Below are 17721 nucleotides of genomic sequence, written 5' to 3'. Positions count from 1 at the left end.
GTGTCGGCGAACGTCCGGTCAGCGGCATGAGCGGCCGCGGCCGTGGCGGCTACCGGCTCGTGTGTGCCTCAGTCGTCATCCGGCGCGCCGCACTTGTGGAGGGTGGACAGCGCGGCGACCTGCGTCAGCGTGAGGTCGTCCCCGACGCGCTGTGCCCGCAGCCGGCGGTTGAGCCGGACCACCGCGAGACGCAGACGGCTCGCCAACGAGCGTTCGTGCGTGTCGCCGGACATATAGTTAGCATACCTTACGAAACTTCGGCCGAGCGGGTGATCTCCGTCAACCCGCAACCTGGAATACGGTCGCGCGTCCTCACCAGGAGCGAAACCCTGGGGAGCACGATGAACAAGAAGCTGGTGGGCTCGGCCGTCGTCGGCGTGGCGGTCCTGGCGGTGGTGGCGGCGCAGTTCCTGGGCGGCGGTGACGACGCGCCCGCGGCCGCGCCCGCACCACCACCGTCGACGCCGGCTTCCGCCATCGTCCAGGGGTCTCTGGAGGTCTACCGCTTCCCCGATGCGGCCGGCGGGCGCGGCTGGTCGATCGAGATCCCGGTCCCGGCGGGCTGGGCCGTCACCCGCGAGAACGACCGGGCGAGCTACCGCAGCGGTCAGCTCCTCCTGGAGACCGACAAGGTGCCGATCACGCAGGAGGACGCACTGAGCGGGCTCGAAGCCGTGGCCGCGAAGGCGCACCAGGACAGCTCGGTCGTCAAGCCCGCGCAGGCCGGCGACATCCCGGACGCGGCGGAATGGGACTACACCTACCTCCGCGACGGCCACCCCGAACGGGCCGCCGTCATCGGGCTCGGTGCGGGCGACAGCCTCGTCACGATCCGCTACGAGGCGCCGCCCGCCGAGTTCGACCGCAACCGCGGCGTGCTGGACGCCGCGATGAAGGTCAGCGCGCCGGGCTGATCACCGGAACGCCGCCTGGATCGGCCCGACCGCGAAGTACGCCACGAAGGCCAGCGCGATCACCCACATCAGCGGGTGCACCTGGCGGGCCTTGCCGGTGGCCGCGCGGATGACGACGTAGCTGACGAAGCCGGCGCCGATGCCGTTCGCGATCGAGTACGTGAACGGCATGACGACGATGGTCAGGAACGCCGGCAGCGCGATCGAGAAGTCGGTGAAGTCGATCTCGCGGACCTGCGACATCAGCATCGCGCCGACGACGACCAGCGCCGGCGCGGCCGCCTCGACCGGCACCACCTGGTACAGCGGCGTCAGGAACATCGCGGCGAGGAACAGCACGCCGGTGACGATGTTCGCCAGGCCGGTCCGCGCGCCCTCGGCGATGCCGGACGCCGACTCGACGAACACCGTGTTCGAGCTGGCCGAGCCGAAGCCGCCGGCCGCGCCCGCGAGGCCCTCGACGAACAGCGCCTTGCCGACGTTCGGCAGCTGGCCGTCCTCCGGGAGCAGGTCGGCCTCCTTCGCGAGGCCGGTCATGGTGCCCATGGCGTCGAAGAAGTCGGCGAGCACCAGGGTGAACACCAGCAGGCAGACGGTGATGATCGGCAGCCGCGTCCAGGCGCCGAAGGAGACGTCGCCGACGAGCGACAGGTTCGGCAGGCCGAACACCTGGTCCGGCAGCGCCGGGTAGCCGAGGTTCCAGCCCTTCGGGTCGGTGCCCTTCGACGGCCCGGCGTTGACGATCGCCTCGACGACGATGGCCAGCACCGTCGAGCTCAGCACGCCGATCAGGATCGCGCCCTTGACCTTGCGGACGACCAGGATGCCGGTGACCAGCAGGCCGACGACGAACACCGCGGTCGGCCAGGAGGCGATCGAGCCGTTGATGCCGAGGCCGACCGGGACGGTGGTGTGCGCGGCGTCCGGCAGCCGGCGCACGAAACCGGCGTCGACCAGGCCGATCAGGCAGATGAACACGCCGATGCCGACGGCGATCGCGGACTTCAGCGCGGCCGGCACGGCCCGGAACACCGCGGTGCGGAACCCGGTGAGCACCAGCAGGACGATGATCACGCCCTCGATGACCACCAGGCCCATCGCCTCGGGCCAGGTCATCTGCGGGGCGATGGTGACCGCGACCAGGCTGTTGATGCCCAGGCCGGTCGCGATGGCGAACGGGTAGTTCGCGATCAGGCCCATGAGGATGGTCAGCACGCCGGCGACGAGCGCGGTCACCGCGGCGACCTGCGGTACCGGCAGGATGCCGCCGAGGACGTCCTTGTGCGCGCCCGCGTCGTCGGCCGAGAAGCTGCCGATGATCAGCGGGTTCAGCACCACGATGTAGGCCATCGTGACGAAGGTGACCAGGCCGCCGCGCAGCTCGCGCGAGACGGTCGACCCCCGCTCGGTGATCTTGAAGAACCGGTCCAGTGTGGACGTCCCGGTGCGAGTCGTCTCCTGCTCCGCCATTCGCCTGCCCATTCTCTCGCTGCTGCGGAGTACCCTGCACCTCGTGAGTGAACCGATCAATCCACCGGAGGTTACGGGCTCGTTGCGGCACACGCCGGAGCTGCCCAAGAAGCTGACCGACCTGACGCCGGTGGTGATCGTAGGCACCTCGATCTGGGCTGTCGCGCTGGTGGTGCTCTTCTTCACGACTTCGGGGCTGTGGGTGCAGACGGCACTGTCCGGTTTCGCGCTCGGCTTCATCGGCATGGCGATCATCGCCTGGCAGCGCGCCGCCGCCCGCCGCGGCTCCAAGTCGGCCCAGCGCCTCTAACCCAGCATCGTCCTCGGCGAGGGGTCGTCCAGCAGCGCCGTGATCAGGTGCCGGTCGGGCCAGCGCCCGGCCGCCCAGGCGAACGCGCGCGCCAGGCCCTCCGACGTGTCGGCCGCGTGCAGCCGGTCATCGGACCACCACGGGACGTCGTGGTCGGCGTCCTGGATGCGCACGGTGAGCGGGTCGTGCACCAGCACACCGCCGTCCGGGACCCGGATGCCGAGCTGGTCGGCGACGAGCTTCAGCGCGGGCAGCTCGGCCCAGGGCGCGTACTCGCCTTCGCTGACGACCCGGGCTTCCTCCGTGCTGGCGAGCGGCAGGTCGAGCAGGTCGGCAAGCCGCTCCGGGTCCTCGGGGGCGACCACGTACCGGCTGGGTTCGAGCGCCCCGGCGACCCACGGCACGTCCAGCACCAGCGCGTCGTCCACAACAGACCCATCGGCGGCTCGTACGGCCCGCGGCACACCCGGGTCCACTCCGGCCTCGACGACGGCGTCGTAGGCGCGCGTGGTCAACCCGAGCGACACCTCGCGGTCCGGGTCGGCGAGCCGGGCGAGGAGGTCCCTGGCCTCATCCACAGTGGACAGATCGAGGTCTTTGCGCACGCCCGCGATCTCGAGGAGCTCCTCGCTCAGGCCGACGTCGGGAATCTCGTCGAAGAGCCCGGCCAGATCGGCGTCCGGCAGCCGCCACTCGTTCGGCGCGGCTCCCTCGAGCACGGCGTACTGCGCGATCCACCAGGCGGCGTGCCCGTTCGGCGCGCGCAGGGCCTGCCAGGTCTCCGGCCGGGTCGCGAGGAGGCGCAGGGCGGCGGGCCAGGCGTCGTCGGCGACGAGATCGAGGTCCCGGATCGCGACGAGCGTCGACGGCGGTTCCGGCAGCGAATCCCACCAGGCTTCTTCGTCGGGCAGATCGTGGTCGGGTTCGTGCGGTTCGTCGTCGACGACCACGGCGAAGGAGTCGAGCACGCCGGCGGCTTCGAGGGTGCTTTGCGGCCAGTCGCCGGCGAAGTCATCGTCGAGGACGTCCATGGCGCCGTCTTCTTCGAAGACCTCTTCGTCGAAGATGTCGAGGAGCGGCGAGTTCGGGAGGACCAGCTCGTCGGCGCGGCGCCAGGTGTCGGTACCGGGCAGGGCGAGCGCCCCGACCCAGCGCGGGGCATCGTCCCCGCAGTCGGCGATCAGCCGCAACACGGCACCGGCGAGCGTCGTACCGTCCAAACCGGACCGGACGTCCTCGACACTGCGCTCGACAGCGTCCCGCAGCTGGTCGGCGTTGAGCAGCTCCCGGGCATCGGCACGCTTGGCACCCAGCCGTTCCAGCAGCGGATGCGACGCGGCGGGGTGCACCAGCCGCAATCCCGGAATATCCACATCGGACAGCAGGTCGAGCAGTTCGGCCGAGCCTTCGACGAGCAGGCAGCCCCGAGCACCCGGCAGCGTCCGCCCGTCGGACAGAGGGACGGGAAGCCCGTCCAGCCGTTCCCCGGCCAGAGCGTGCGACTCGACGGCGATCGCCAGTGCGGCGTAGAGGTCCCGCCACCAGCCCGGATCCCGGGTGACGCCGGTCAGCGTGTCCAGCACCTCTTCGATGCCGATCACCTGCACCGCAACGACTTTGAGAACCTGCGCAGGCCCGTCGATCAGCCCCGGCACGAGGTCCTTCAGAAGCGCGGACAGCCCCGGCACCTCAACGTCGAGCACCCGAGCCTGACGACCGGAAACCTCTTTGCCGTCCTCAGTAGACAGCCACGGTTCCACGCTGAGCGTCGCCAACACTTCGTCGCGAAGCTTGTTATCCACAGTGGACTTCGGAAACCCGGGGGCCGGAACAAGCGCGAACCGCTGTTCGGGCGGCAGCAACCGCACGAGCCCGACGTACTCTTTCGCGGCCGCCTCGAGCGCTTGCGCCAGTTCGGGTCCAGGAAGCGCGCGCCGCCGCGACGGTTCGACCGGAACGGAGGCAAGCAGCCGAGCGGGCAGCGACAGCCCGTCATCGGTGGGCGTCGGGGCGCGCAGAACGTCCTCGCGAAGCGGCTGGGGAACCCCCTCGGAGTCGACCGGAACGGCCCACACGACGTCACCGCGATGAGTCAGCCAGCGCGTTTCCCGTTCCGGGCCGCGGATTACGACGAAGTCACCGTCGGCTTCACGTGTCCAAACGCGATCGTCTACTTCGAACTCTGCCAGCCAGGGCAGGGCGAGCAGCAGATCGGCGACGTCCCGCGCAAGGTCGTCGAGAAGGGCACGCCCGTCGACACCATCCCGAAGGGGCAGGCGGACTTCGGTGTCGAACCCGGGCGGCACATCGGCCGGGACGGGCCACGGAAGCCGAAGGACGGGAACGTCGCCGGCGATCCCGGCGGCTTCCCGGGTGCGCTGGGCGGAGAAGGCGACCCCGCCGGTGCCGGAGACAACGCGGGGTTCATCGGAAACGGTCCGCACGGCGGCGAACCCGACACCGAAGCGCCCGACGGTTTCGCCGGTCTTGCCGGAGGCCCGCAGCGAGGCGAGCGAGGCGACACCCCGGGCGTCGAGCGGAGCGCCGGTGTTGGCGAACCGCAGTTCGTTGTCCACAAGAGACACCCGGACCCGCCCGGGCTTCCCACCGGCCATGGCGGCATCGGCGGCGTTCTGCGCAAGTTCGACGAAGAGCCGATCCCGGTAGGCCCCGACCCGAAGATCGCGTTCGACGTTGGTGTCTTCGGTGAGCCGGGTGGGCGAGTCCCGCCAGGACCGCAGGGTGGCTTCACGAAGCCGGGCGGTCCCGAAGGGATCGCCCGATTCAGGGGTGTCGCCGATCACCGTTCGGGAGAGCCGTCGACCTGAGCCTGAGCTTCATCACCGGCGGCCTCGGTGGCGACGGCATCGGTCACCTCAGCCTGGGTGGGCTCCGCTTCGGAGGGCTCCGGCACATCGGTCACCGCGGGCTCATCAGCGGGTGCTTCGGGAACCACGGGCTCAGCCTCCGCGACAACCGAAGCCTCGGCGGGCGTGGCGATGTGATCGGCCGCCGGCTCAGGTCCTTCGCCTGGCTCGGCCACCGCAGCAGCCGGATCAACGGCGCCCACAGCATCCACCTCGGACGCACCCTCAACCGGCGCCGCGACGGCCTCGACCACGTGCTCCGGCGCATCGGCCACGGCCCCCGCCGCCGACTCGATCGCCGCTGGTTCCTCCGCCGCCACCGGCTCGGCTGCCTCGGCCACCGCCGCATCCCCCGGCTCGGCAATCTCGTCGGCCGCAACCGGCTCTGCCGCACCTTCAGCCGCCGCCTCAACCGGCTCCGCCACCGCCGCGGCCGCTTCGGCCGCGGGCTCGCCCTGCGCGACCTCTGGCTCAACAGTCACCTGGATCTGCGCCAGCTCCGGCTCCACTTCCGCCGGCGATAGGTCCGACTCCGCTATCCCCGTCGCAGCCTCCGCCGCCGGCGACTCCACCTCAGCCGCCTCTGGCTCCGCCTCGGTAGTTGCCACCGCCAGCTCGGGCTCTCCCGCCTGAGACTCCGCGGCCTCCGGCTCAGTGGCCTCCGCCTCAGCTGCCACCGGCTCCGCAGCCTGCGGCTTCTCCTCGGCCGCTTCCGGCTCGGATTCCACCGCAGCTTGCGGCTTTGCCTCGGCAGTCGCTTCGACCGCGGCCGCCTCCGGCTCCCCCACCGCTACCGGCTCCGCGGCCTGCGGCTCCGCCTCGGCTGCCTTCGCGGCTTCCGTCTCCGCCCCGGCCTGCGGCTCCGCGGCCTGCGGCTTCGCCTCCGCCTCTGGGCGCTGCGGGGCCGTGGGATCGTCATGCGCCCCGGCTTCCGGCTTCGCCTCCGGCTTACCGACCTCCGGCTCCGCGACCTCCGGCTTCGCCTCTGCCTCAGCTCCCGCCTCCGGCTTCGCCTCAGCCTCCACCTCCGCCACCGGCTCAAAGTCCAGCAGCGAGTCGTCGTACACCAGCTCCGCCACCGGGACCGACGACGTCACCTCGACCTCGACCTCCGAGTGCGCTCCGCACCCGTACTCCACGTCCACCACGTGGCCGTCCGCTGGGGCGATGTCGTTGGTGCACACCCCGAACACTCCGCGCAGCGAACCCGCCAGCGGCACGAAGAACCCGCACGTCCCGCACACGTCCGGCGCGCTTCGGGCCATGTCGGACCTCGGTCCGAACTCGCCCGCGTGCCAGCGGGCCGCCGCCTCCGTGCGGCCGAAGCGGGACAGCGTGTGGACTCGGCCCAAGCCGATCTCCCGGGCCGTCTCCTCCACCGCCGGGTCGTCCGATTGCATGTATGCCGGGGCCAGGCGGGGGTCGTCCTCCGCCGTGGGGAAGATGTCGCCCACTCCGAGGTCGCCCGCTCGGACTCGGCGCTCCCACGGCACCCAGGCCGGGGCCACCAGCGCCGAGGGGCCCGGGACCAGGACCACTTCGCTGACCGTCACCGGCTCGTCGTCGCCCGCCAGGGCCACCGTGACCGACCAGCGCCAGCCTCCGTAGCCCGGGACCTGGGCCTCGAACAGGTGACTTGCCGTGACCGCGTCCTCGCGGGTGACACCCACGTGGGCGCCGAGCTGCTCCTCGGGTGCGTCCTCCAGCACCGCAGCTCGCGCGAACTCCACCGCGTCGGCGAGTTTGCGCTGCACGGAACCGTCGTCCAGGGTCAGCAGCAAAGTCATGCGGCCAATTGTGCCGCACGCATCCGCGGCGCCCGTGCCAGGCTGTTCATCGTGCGCACGCCGATCGTCACCGTCCTGCTGCTGGCCGCCGCCCTCGGTGGCTGCGCCAGCGCTCCAGCGCAAGAACCCGGGCCGGAACGGCTCACCGTCCAGGTCCTCGCGACCCTGCCGCACGATCCCGCCGCCTTCACCGAAGGCCTCGAGTTCGCCGGTGACACGCTGTACGAGAGCACCGGGCTCGCCGGGAAGTCCACGCTCACCGCGGGCCCCGCCGGCGGGCCGCCGCGGACCACGGCCACGCTGCCGTCGCCGATGTTCGGCGAGGGCGTCACCGTCCTCGGGCCGACGCTGTGGCAGCTCACCTGGCAGGACGGCGTCGCCATCGAACGGGACGCCACCACCCTCGCCGAGCTGCGGCGGGTCCCCTTCCAGGGTGAGGGCTGGGGCCTGTGCCACCAGGCCGACGGCCGCCTGGTCATGAGCAACGGCTCCGCGCAGCTCACCTTCCGGGACCCGAAGACCTTCGCCGTCACCGGGAGCGTCGATGTCGGGCGCGACCAGCTCAACGAGCTCGAATGCGTTGGCGGGGACGTCTACGCAAACGTTTGGCACACCGACACCGTGCTGCGGATCGACGCCGCCACCGGGCGCGTCACCGGGACGATCGACGCAGGTCAGCTGCGTGCGAAGGTGAACGCGACCGGCGCCGAAGACGTGCTCAACGGTATCGCCGCCGTCCCGGGCACCGGCGATTTCCTGCTCACCGGGAAGCAGTGGCCGACCACGTTCCGGGTGAGGTTCGTCCCGGCTCCGGCTTGAAAGCACGGATGAGCAGGCGGAACCGACCCCCGGTAAGGCAGGATTGACACGTGGCACTCTTCGGCTCCCGCTCCGACGGCTCCGGCTCGCAGCAGCGCGGCCGGAAGTCCAAGCGGCGCTGGACGCCCGAGCCGGGCGCCGCCCAGGCCCGGTCCTGGCGGGACGCCGCCGCGCCGCGCGCCGAGCACGGCAGCCCGCCGCCCCCCACCCGCGTCCAGCGGCCCGTGGCGCAGGGCGGCCCGCCGCCCACCCGCGTCCAGCGCCCCGTCGAGCACGGCAATCCGCCGCCCCCGCGCGCCGGGTTCCACGACGGCCGCGTGCCCAACGCCGACGAAGCACCCACCGCGGCCGCGCCGATGAATCACCGGCCGCCGCCGCGCGGGGCCCGGCCCTACGACCCGCACCGCACCGAGCCCGTGCGCCGCGAGCCGCCCGGCGGCTTCTACCAGGGCGAACGCCACCCCGGCAGCGGTGAGTACGAGCACTACGACACCGGCGGCTACGCGGGCGAACCGCGGCCGCCGGAGCCGGGGCCGCCGCCGCGGGAAGAGCCGCGCACGCCGGGCGGCACGCCGAAGCTGCCGAAGAAGATCACCGTCACGCGGGTGGCGGCGATGCGCAGCCGGCAGCTGACCGGCCAGGCCGTCGACGCCTTCCAGCGCGCGACGAAGGCCGACGGCGCCGAGAAGTCCGGCCTCACCTCGCTGACCTACGCCGTGATGCTCAATTACGCCAGCGACGCGGCCATGGCGATCGCGCTGGCCAACACGCTCTTCTTCGCCGCGACCAGCGGCGAGAGCAAGGGCAAGGTCGCGCTCTACCTGCTCATCACGATCGCGCCGTTCGCGCTGGTCGCGCCGGTGATCGGGCCCGCGCTCGACAAGGTGCAGCGCGGCCGGCGGCTGGCGATGTGCGCCTCCTCGATCGGCCAGGGCCTGATGGCCGTCGTGATGGCGCTGCACTTCGACGACTGGCTGCTCTACCCGGCCGCGCTCGGGATGATGGTGCTGTCGAAGTCGTTCACCGTGCTCAAGGCCGCGGTGACACCGCGGGTGCTGCCGTCGGAGATCACGCTCTCCAAGACGAACGCCCGGCTGACCACGTTCGGCCTGGTCGCGGCGGGTGTGTTCGGCGCGCTGGCCAGCGGCGTCAACGCGATCACCGGCTCGGCGGGCGCGCTGTGGTTCACGGCGCTGATCTGCGTCGCCGCCGCCGTGCAGTCGATGCGGATCCCGGCCTGGGTGGAGGCGACCGAGGGCGAGGTGCCGACGTCCCTGTCGGCGCACCCGAAGGAGAAGAAGCGCCGTCAGCCGCTGGGCCGCCACATCGTCGTCGCGCTCTGGGGCAACGGCTCGGTGCGCGTGCTCACCGGCTTCCTCATGATGTTCGCCGCGTTCGCGGTCAAGGCGCAGACCGAGGGCAGCGGGCAGACGCCGTTCATGCAGCTGCTGCTGCTCGGCGTGATCGGCGCCGCGGCGGGCGCCGGCGGGTTCCTCGGCAACGCGCTGGGTTCGCGCCTGCACTTCGGCAGCCCCGACCAGGTGATCGTCGGCTGCGTGGCGGGCTGCGTGCTCGCCGCGCTGGTCGCGACGCTCCTGCCCGGCCTGGCCACGGCCGCGATCGTCGGCCTGATCGGTGCGACGGCCAGCGCGCTGGCCAAGATCAGCCTCGACGCCGTCATCCAAGAGGACCTGCCCGAGGAGTCGCGCGCGTCGGCGTTCGGCCGGTCGGAAACCGTGCTGCAGCTGGCCTGGTGCCTCGGCGGGGCGGTCGGCCTGCTGCTGCCGCCGACGTACTGGATCGGCTTCCTGGTGATCAGCATCCTGCTGGCGGTCGGCCTGACCCAGACGTACCTGGTGCGCCGCGGCGGGTCGCTCGTGCCGGGCCTCGGCGGCGACCGGCCGCTGCGCCCCGAGCCGACCGGCAGCTTCCCGGCCCAGGGCCTGCCCCGGGACCCGACGGCCCGCCGGTAGGGTCTGGGGCCATGCGACGTTCCCGGGTGGTGGCCCTGCTTGCGGCCGGTGGGTTCGCGGTGGCCGGCTGCTCGGCGCCCGGCCCGGCCGAGGTCACCTTCTACGCCGACGGCCACACGATCAACACGACGCCGGTGCTCTCGTGCGACTACTCCCGGCAGCTCGCGCAGCCGTGCAGCGCCACGGGCGACACGCAAACGTTGAAGGTGCGCCCGGGCAAGCCGGTGCAGATCTCGGTGCCCGGCGAGGTCGCGGACGCGCCGTGGCAGATCGTCTACGAGTACGTCACCCCGCAGGGCGAGTACAAGCAGAGCGACCCGATCCCGTTCACGTCGCTGGACCGCTACGCCTACACGGTGATGCCCCCGACGCCCGCCGACCGCATTTCGGCGGTGGACGTGCAGAAGTACACCGCCGTGCTCAACTCGAGCACCGGTGAATCGGGCCTGCTGCCCAGCGACGTCTGGGGTCTCCGGCTGGAGGCTTAGGGGTCGATGTCCCGGGCGACCGCGCGCATGATTTCGGCGATCTGCTTGGTGTGCTTGCGGTCCGGGTAGCGGTTGCGCCGCAGGTCCGGCTGCACCTTGAGCTCCAGGAGCTTGATCATGTCCTCGATCAGGCCGTGCAGCTCCTCGGCCGGGCGACGGCGCGCTTCGGCGACGGACGGCGGCGGGTCGAGCAGCCGGACGGAGAGCGCCTGCGGCCCGCGGCGGCCGTCGGCGACGCCGAACTCCAGCCGCTGTCCGGCCTTCAGCCCCTCGACGCCCTGCGGCAGCGCGGCCTTGCGAATGTAGACGTCGGCGCCACCGTCCTGCGTGACGAACCCGAACCCCTTCTCCGCGTCGTACCACTTGACCTTGCCGGTCGGCACTTCCCTCACCAGTCCTTCTGCTGTCCGCTCACGACGAACGCGCCCGGGGCGTACCCAGGGCGCGCTGGGTAAAGGGTATCTCGCCACAGCCCCTGGGGAGAAGTCGATACCGGCGGATACCCTCATGCGTCATGAAGAGCACGACGAAGGAGGCCGGTGTGGCCGCTCCCGGCAAACCGTTCCTGATGCGCGTCGGCATCGGGCTTTTCGGCCTCGGCATGCTCGCCGTGCTGGCGGTGTTCATCATGTTCGCCGCCGGCCTGGAGAACCTGCCGATCTGGCTGTCGGTCGCCGCCGGGGTCATCACGCCGCTGGGCCTGCTCCTCGGCCTGATCGCCCTGGTGATCGAGGCGCGCGCCAAGAACTAGGGCACCGCCGCGAACGTCTTCTCGAACCACGCCGGGAACTCCGTCAGCGACTCGAACACCACCTCCGCTCCTTCGCTCAGCAGCAGCGTGCGATCACACGGCCCGGTGGTGACGCCGACGGCGATCGCCCCGGCGGCGAGAGCACCTCGGACATCGCCCGCGTGATCTCCGACATACACCCGCGCGTCGTGGGCCAGCAGCGCCTCGGCCTTCTGCGTCGACCACAGCTCGCCGATGACTTCGTCGACTTCGAGGCCGAGCGCGTCCACGTGCAGCTGCGCGTTGGGCCCGTACTTCCCGGTGACGACCAGCGTGCGCCCGCCCGCGGCGTGCACCGCGCGGAGTGACTCGGCCGCGCCCGGCAGCGCGACCGCGCTCGGCACGACCACTTCCGGGTACATCGCGCGGAACCGGTCGACGAGCCCCGGGATGCGTTCCTCGGGCGCTTCGAAGCCGCGCAGGATGTCGTCGAGCGGCGGCCCCAGGTTGGCCGCGAACGCCTCGCCGTCCAGCGGCAGGCCGGATTCGGCGCCCAGCGCGTTCATCGCCGCGGCCATGCCCGGCCGGGCGTCGATCAGTGTCATGTCGAGGTCGAACCCCACGGTGATGCCCACGATCAACACGGTAACCCGAGACACCGACAGTTTTACACGTGAGCCGATCATGTACAGCGCCTTGACAGCGGAGTGATCTGTGTCAAGGTGGAGGTGTGACCAGCTTCACCGAGCGGACGAAGGCGTCACTGCGCGAAGCCCTGTTGGACGCCGCCGCCGACCTGCTGCCGGACCGTGGCCACGCGGGCCTGCGGATGGCCGACGTCGCCGCGAAAGCCGGCGTGAGCAGGCAAACGGTCTACAACGAGTTCGGGAACAAGGCGGCGCTGACCCAGGCGGTGGCGCTGCGCACCGCGTCGGAGTTCCTCGACGGGATCCGGCAGCGGTTCGAAACGGCGGACGGGCTCCTGGCGGGCATCCACCACGCCGTCGTCTACACGATCGAGCACGCGCGGGAGAACCGCCTGGTCGCGGCGGCGCTCGGCACCGAAGCCGGCGAGGACCTGCTGCCACTGCTCACCACCAGGGGTGAGCCGATCCTCACCGCGGCCGCGGACCTCGCCGCCGAGCAGTACCGCGAGTTCGAGCCCGGGCTCTCCGCCGAGGCCGCGGCCCTGCTCGCGGAGACCGTCGTCCGGCTTTCCCTGTCCCACCTGGTGCTTTCCACGCACTCGGCGACCGAGGCGGCCGACGCCGTCACCGCGGTCCTGGAACCCGCCATCCGCCAATTCGTCCACAATGGAGTGAAACGATGACCGACACGCTCCCGGAGCTCCGGACCGGCTTTTCCTCACTGCGCAAGGGCGGGCTGAACTGGGATTCCTTCCCGCTGCGGCTGTTCGTCAAGGGCAACAAGAAGTTCTGGAACCCGGCCGACATCGACTTCAGCCGCGAGCGCGAAGGCTGGGACACGCTCAACGACGAGCAGAAACGCAGCACGACGTACCTGGTCGCGCAGTTCATCGCCGGCGAAGAGGCCGTCACCGAGGACATCCAGCCGTTCATGCGGGCGATGTCGGCGACCGGCCGGTTCGGCGACGAGATGTACCTGACGCAGTTCTGCTTCGAGGAAGCCAAGCACACGGAGGTGTTCCGGCGCTGGATGGACGCCGTCGGGCTGACCCAGGACCTCCACCCGTTCGTCGCCGAGAACCCGCACTACCGCAAGCTGTTCTACGAAGAGCTGCCGCAGTCGCTGCGGGCGCTGGAGGACGATCCCAGCCCGCTCAACCAGATCCGCGCGAGCGTCACGTACAACCACGTCATCGAGGGCAGCCTGGCGCTCACCGGCTACTACTCGTGGCAGCTGATCTGCACCCAGCACGACATCCTGCCGGGCATGCAGGAACTGGTCCGCCGCATCGGCGACGACGAGCGCCGCCACATGGCCTGGGGCACCTTCACCTGCCGTCGGCACGTCGCCGCGGACGACTCCCTGTGGGACGCGGTGCAGCAGCGGATGGGCGAGCTGCTGCCGCACGCGTTGAACATGATCCAGTGGGTGCAGGACCAGTTCGAGGAGATCCCGTTCGACAACGACCCGCAGGAGATCATCCAGTACGCGGCCGACCGGGCGCAGCGGCGGCTGGGCGCGATCGAGTCGGCGCGCGGGATGCCGGTGGAGCAGATCGACGTCGACTATTCGCCGGAGCAGCTCGAAGAAACCTTCGGCGAAGAGGACGCGAAGGCGATCGCGGAAGCCGCTGCCGCGGTGGGCTGAGGACGCCCCCGGCGTGGGGCACCTCGACCGAGGTGCCCCACCCGGATCTTCACCAGTCCCAGCTCAGGATGATCATCGGACGCCTCCTTCCGCGGAATCGCGCAGGAACACGCCTGGCCGCCCGGAGCGGTTTAGCCGTACTTCGCGGACACCGGTCCGTCAGCTCGCCGGCCAGTAGACGGCGTGCCAGCCGAAGGACAGGTCGGACCGGCCGATGATCGTCCCGTCGGCGGAGATCCCGGTCGCCCAGCTGTAGCCACCGCCGGGCAAGGCGCCGAGGATCGTTTCCGTGCCGTCCGCGGCCCAGCGGGCCGCCACCGATTCGACGTTGCCGACGGCCGTGCCGGAGTCGTTGAGCGCCACCGCCTCGGACCGCCGGGCGGGCTCCAGCACGGTGGCCCCGCGCGCGCTCCAGCGCACCGCCCGGTCCTGGGCGAAGTCGACGGACCCGTTGCCCACGACCACCCCGGCGCGGTTGATCGCGCGCGGCGTCGCGGACGCCGGTGCCGCCGGCCAGTCGAGCCGGATCCGCTGCCCGTCCCGCTTCCAGGCCACCGGGGCCCGCGAGCCCGCCTCGGTGACGCTCCCGGCGATCACGCCGAAGTCGTTGATCGCGGCCGCCGTGGCGCCCGGGTTGCCCACGTTGCCCGGCGAGAGGTCGGTGATCGCGCCCGTGGCCGTCCAGCGGACGGCGTGCTCGTTGCCGGCGGCGTCCGAGGCGCTTCCGCTGATCAGCGAGCCGTCCGCGGTGATCCCGGTGACGACGCCCTGCCCGCCGCCGGGCAGCGAAGCGAGCTGGGTGACCGAGCCGTCCGGGGCCCAGCGCAGCGCGACGTACGTCCCCTGCGGGGTGCTGCCGCTTCCGGCGACCACGCCGGACCGGCTGATGGCTTTCGCCTCGGAGGACCCCGCCCACGGCAACGCGGTGACGGAACCGTCCGGGGCCCAGCGGACCGCGTGCTCCGCACCGCTCGCGTCCTGGGCCCAGCCCACGGCCACCCCGGCGTCGTCGACCGCGACCGCCCGGCCCTGTTCGCCGCCCAGCGTCGGCAGGGCGCTGATCCGGCCCTGGCTGTCCCACTTCACCGGGTGGAAGCGCATCCGCACGTCGTACGGGAGCGACTCGCCGACCATGGTGCCGGTGGCGTTGATCGCCGCCACGGTGCTGAACGCGTCACCCGGCAGGGTGCCCAGGTCGACCGGCGCGACGCCGGCCGCGGCCGCCACGCCCGGCAGGCCCAGCGCGGCCGCCGCGAGCAGCGTTCCCACGGTGATCGGTTTCTTCAGGCAGGACAGCACGACTCCCCCTCCGCCGGCGGTTCCCGTCGCTCCCGTGCCGGAAGCGCCCCCTCCGCCGCGAAGGAGCAACGCCCAGCCCGGCCGTCCGGTTTAGGCGTGTTTCGTCGAGGCGGCCTGTTCCAGTCCCAACAGGCTGATCGACTTCTCGCGCATCTCGACCTTGCGGACCTTCCCGGTCACCGTCATCGGGAACTCCTCGACGACGTGCACGTACCGCGGGACCTTGTAGTGCGCCAGCTTGCCGCTGCAGAACTCGCGCACCTTCTCCGCCGTCAGCGGTTCCGCGCCCTCGCGCATCCGCACCCAGGCCATCAGCTCTTCGCCGTACTTCTCGTCCGGGACGCCGATCACCTGCGCGTCGAGGATGTCCGGGTGCGTGTAGAGGAACTCCTCGATCTCGCGCGGGTACAGGTTTTCGCCGCCGCGGATGACCATGTCCTTGATGCGGCCGGTGATGTTGAGGTAGCTGTCACCGTCCATCACCGCCAGGTCGCCGGTGTGCATCCAGCGGGCCGCGTCGATCGCTTCGGCCGTCTTGTCCGGCTGCTCCCAGTACCCGAGCATCACCGAGTAGCCGCGGGTGCACAGCTCGCCCGGCTCGCCGCGCGGGACCGTCAGGCCGGTTTCCGGGTCGACGACCTTGACCTCCAGGTGCGGCCCGACCCGCCCGACCGTCGACACGCGACGCTCGATCGAGTCGTCCGCGCGGGTCTGCGTCGACACCGGGGACGTTTCGGTCATGCCGTAGCAGATGGACACCTCCGCCATCCCCATCCGGTCGATGACCTGCTTCATCACCTCGACCGGGCAGGGCGAGCCGGCCATGATCCCGGTGCGCAGGCTGGACAGGTCGAAGCTCTCGAAATCCGGGTGGTTCAGCTCGGCGATGAACATCGTCGGCACGCCGTAGAGCGACGTGCACCGCTCGGCCGCGACCGCTTCGAGGGTGGCCTCCGGATCGAACGCGGGGGCCGGGATGACCATGCAGGCGCCGTGGCTGGTGCAGGCCAGGTTGCCCATCACCATGCCGAAGCAGTGGTAGAAGGGCACCGGGATGCAGACCTTGTCCGCTTCCGTGTAGTTGCAGAGCTCGCCGACGAAGTAGCCGTTGTTCAGGATGTTGTGGTGGGACAGCGTGGCGCCTTTGGGAAAGCCCGTGGTCCCGGACGTGTACTGGATGTTGATCGGGTCGTCGGCCGACAGCCCGGCCTGCAGGTGCGCCAGCTGCGCCGGGTCACCGCCGCGGCCGGCGTCCAGCAGCGCGTCCCAGTCCCCGCCGCCGAGGACGACGACCTGTTCGAGCGCCGCGCACTTCCGGCGCACCTCCTCGGCCATCGCGGGGTAGTCCGACGTCTTGAACTTGTCCGACGCCACCAGCAGCCGGATGCCGGCCTGGTCGAGGACGTACTGGAGCTCGTGCACGCGGTAGGCCGGGTTGATGTTGACCAGGATGGCGCCGATCTTCGCCGTCGCGTACTGGAGGAACGTCCACTCCGCCCGGTTCGGCGACCAGATCCCGACCCGGTCGCCCTTGCCGATGCCCTGCGCGACCAGCCCCAGCGCCAGCGCGTCCACTTCGGCGGCCAGCTCCCGGTAGGTCCACCGCTTGCCCGCGGCCCGGTCGACGAGGGCGTCCCGGTCCCCGAACGCGGCCACCGTCCGGTCGAAGTTGTCGCCGATGGTGTCCCCGAGCAGCGGGACCTCCGAGATTCCGGAGGCGTAGCTCGGCATGGCGGGCGCGTCAGGCATGGTGCCTCCTGAAGTCGGCGGTGACTGGGGCCGAGTCTAGGAATCAGCTGCCGGGTCGGCCAGCACGGTGGCAGGATCCCCCTGGGAAGAGGGAGGGAACCGATGCGAAGAATCCTGGCTCTGGTGTCCGCTGTCCTGCTGCTCGCGGTGGCGACCCCGGCGTCGGCGGCGACGAAGGTGATCGTGCTGCCCGGCGCCACGTCCGCCGAGGGGATCACCGCCGCCGGCGGCGGCACCTACTACACCGGCGACCTCATCGCCGGCACGATCTTCCGCGAGGACGTCCGGCGCGGCACGGCCGAGCGCTTCATCGAGGTACCGCCCGGCACCATGGCGGCCGGAGTGGACTTCGACCGGCGCCACGACCTGCTGTTCGTCGCCGGCGCGATCGGCGGCAAGGCCTACGTCTACGACGTCCGCACCAAGGCGAAGGTCGCGGACTACACCTTCGGCGACCCGCAGACGTCCTACGTCAACGACGTGGTGGTGACCCCGCGGGGCGCGTGGTTCACCGACTCCTACCACCCGCAGCTGTTCTTCGTGCCGTTCGTGGCCGGCGGGCTCGGCACCCCGCGCACCCTGGCGCTGAGCGGGCCGGGCGCGGGCGGCTCACCCGGCGACTTCTTCATGAACGACATCATCGCCACACCGTCCGGCGACACCCTGCTCGTGGCCGCCACGATTCCCGGCAAGGTCTTCACGATCGATCCGCGCACCGGGGCCAGCGACGAGATCGCGGGCGTGAACGCGCCCAGCGTCGCCAGTCTCGTGCTTGAAGGGAACCGGCTCTGGGCCGTGCAGCTCGACGACAAGATCACCCGTTGGTGTCTAGCTGGCGACCTGAGCCACGGCACCTCGGCCGGCACGATCACCGACCCGCTGTTCGACCAGCCGGTCTCGGCCATCAAGATCGGCAACCACCTCGCCGTGGTCAACTCCCACATCTACAGCGGCTACCCGCCCACCAGCCCGACGTACGAGATCCTCGTCGTCGGCGCCTGAGTTGGTAGGGTCCGAACG

The 17721-nt window shown here is 71.3% G+C and carries 15 protein-coding genes and 2 pseudogenes; 9 read left to right on the top strand and 8 right to left on the bottom strand.

Features of this window, described 5'->3' with window-relative positions:
* Positions 1-83 precede the first annotated feature (83 nt).
* Positions 84-233: pseudogene (locus ACWDN5_RS22190) on the bottom strand (MarR family transcriptional regulator); the annotation flags it as partial.
* 108 nt (positions 234-341) lie between these two features.
* Between ACWDN5_RS22190 and ACWDN5_RS22185 the strand changes: the two are divergent.
* A complete protein-coding gene (locus ACWDN5_RS22185; RefSeq protein ID WP_449677611.1) occupies positions 342-914 on the top strand; it encodes a hypothetical protein in 573 nt (190 codons plus the stop codon).
* On the opposite strand, the gene ACWDN5_RS22180 is transcribed toward ACWDN5_RS22185, so the two are convergent.
* On the bottom strand, positions 915-2384 hold the full coding sequence (locus ACWDN5_RS22180) for an NCS2 family permease (protein WP_310969659.1): 1470 nt from the start codon (positions 2382-2384) through the stop codon (positions 915-917).
* Positions 2385-2466: 82 nt separating this feature from the next.
* Between ACWDN5_RS22180 and ACWDN5_RS22175 the strand changes: the two genes are divergently transcribed.
* Entirely contained in the window at positions 2467-2694 is a 228-nt protein-coding gene (locus ACWDN5_RS22175) for a DUF2530 domain-containing protein (RefSeq protein WP_310969660.1), read from the top strand.
* Here ACWDN5_RS22175 and ACWDN5_RS22170 read toward each other — a convergent pair.
* Both ACWDN5_RS22170 and ACWDN5_RS22165 read right to left on the bottom strand, forming a co-directional pair.
* Positions 2691-5498: a sacsin N-terminal ATP-binding-like domain-containing protein gene (locus ACWDN5_RS22170; RefSeq protein WP_449677610.1), complete on the bottom strand. Its 2808-nt coding sequence runs from the start codon at positions 5496-5498 to the stop codon at positions 2691-2693. The two genes, ACWDN5_RS22175 and ACWDN5_RS22170, sit on opposite strands and share 4 nt — an antisense overlap.
* The gene (locus ACWDN5_RS22165; RefSeq protein WP_449677609.1) at positions 5495-7348 is read right to left on the bottom strand and encodes a DUF3027 domain-containing protein; all 1854 of its coding nucleotides are present in this window, start codon (positions 7346-7348) and stop codon (positions 5495-5497) included. Before ACWDN5_RS22165 ends, ACWDN5_RS22170 begins: the two co-directional genes overlap by 4 nt.
* Before the next feature lie 51 nt (positions 7349-7399).
* On the opposite strand from ACWDN5_RS22165, the gene ACWDN5_RS22160 reads away from it, so the two are divergent.
* From ACWDN5_RS22160 to ACWDN5_RS22150, 3 genes are read left to right on the top strand one after another with little or no spacing between them, the layout of a single operon-like run.
* Positions 7400-8167 carry a glutaminyl-peptide cyclotransferase gene (locus ACWDN5_RS22160; RefSeq protein WP_449677608.1) on the top strand — a complete coding sequence of 256 codons (768 nt, stop codon included), beginning with the start codon at positions 7400-7402 and terminating at the stop codon, positions 8165-8167.
* Positions 8168-8217: 50 nt separating this feature from the next.
* Entirely contained in the window at positions 8218-10140 is a 1923-nt protein-coding gene (locus ACWDN5_RS22155) for an MFS transporter (protein WP_449677607.1), read from the top strand.
* An 11-nt stretch (positions 10141-10151) separates the two neighbouring features.
* Complete coding sequence (locus ACWDN5_RS22150; RefSeq protein ID WP_449677606.1) at positions 10152-10628, top strand: DUF2771 family protein; 477 nt, start codon at positions 10152-10154, stop codon at positions 10626-10628.
* On the opposite strand, the gene ACWDN5_RS22145 is transcribed toward ACWDN5_RS22150, so the two are convergent.
* Positions 10625-11011 (bottom strand): cold-shock protein, encoded by a 387-nt coding sequence (locus ACWDN5_RS22145; RefSeq protein WP_013230216.1) that lies wholly within the window; start codon positions 11009-11011, stop codon positions 10625-10627. The genes ACWDN5_RS22150 and ACWDN5_RS22145 overlap by 4 nt on opposite strands.
* A 131-nt stretch (positions 11012-11142) precedes the next feature.
* On the opposite strand from ACWDN5_RS22145, the gene ACWDN5_RS22140 reads away from it, so the two are divergent.
* The gene (locus ACWDN5_RS22140; protein WP_176174588.1) at positions 11143-11379 is read left to right on the top strand and encodes a hypothetical protein; all 237 of its coding nucleotides are present in this window, start codon (positions 11143-11145) and stop codon (positions 11377-11379) included.
* On the opposite strand, the pseudogene ACWDN5_RS22135 reads toward ACWDN5_RS22140, so the two are convergent.
* Positions 11379-11993, bottom strand: a pseudogene (locus ACWDN5_RS22135) (HAD family hydrolase); the annotation flags it as partial. The gene ACWDN5_RS22140 and the pseudogene ACWDN5_RS22135 sit on opposite strands and share 1 nt — an antisense overlap.
* A gap of 95 nt (positions 11994-12088) precedes the next feature.
* Here ACWDN5_RS22135 and ACWDN5_RS22130 point away from each other — a divergent pair.
* Entirely contained in the window at positions 12089-12688 is a 600-nt protein-coding gene (locus ACWDN5_RS22130) for a TetR family transcriptional regulator (RefSeq protein ID WP_449677605.1), read from the top strand.
* Positions 12685-13653, top strand: a complete 969-nt coding sequence (locus ACWDN5_RS22125; protein ID WP_310968702.1) for a R2-like ligand-binding oxidase — start codon at positions 12685-12687, stop codon at positions 13651-13653. Before ACWDN5_RS22130 ends, ACWDN5_RS22125 begins: the two co-directional genes overlap by 4 nt.
* 159 nt (positions 13654-13812) lie before the next feature.
* Here ACWDN5_RS22125 and ACWDN5_RS22120 read toward each other — a convergent pair whose 3' ends face one another.
* Together ACWDN5_RS22120 and ACWDN5_RS22115 are read right to left on the bottom strand one after the other, a co-directional pair.
* Positions 13813-14952: a hypothetical protein gene (locus ACWDN5_RS22120; protein WP_310968703.1), complete on the bottom strand. Its 1140-nt coding sequence runs from the start codon at positions 14950-14952 to the stop codon at positions 13813-13815.
* A 90-nt stretch (positions 14953-15042) separates the two neighbouring features.
* Positions 15043-16701 carry an AMP-binding protein gene (locus ACWDN5_RS22115; protein WP_449677604.1) on the bottom strand — a complete coding sequence of 553 codons (1659 nt, stop codon included), beginning with the start codon at positions 16699-16701 and terminating at the stop codon, positions 15043-15045.
* A gap of 102 nt (positions 16702-16803) precedes the next feature.
* Here ACWDN5_RS22115 and ACWDN5_RS22110 point away from each other — a divergent pair, with 102 nt between their 5' ends.
* Positions 16804-17703 carry a hypothetical protein gene (locus tag ACWDN5_RS22110; RefSeq protein WP_449677603.1) on the top strand — a complete coding sequence of 300 codons (900 nt, stop codon included), beginning with the start codon at positions 16804-16806 and terminating at the stop codon, positions 17701-17703.
* Positions 17704-17721 lie beyond the last annotated feature (18 nt).

This window comes from Amycolatopsis sp. NPDC003731, from assembly GCF_053586895.1.
The sequence above is the reverse complement of the archived record's forward strand: the minus strand, read 5'-3'. Positions and strand labels throughout refer to the sequence as shown.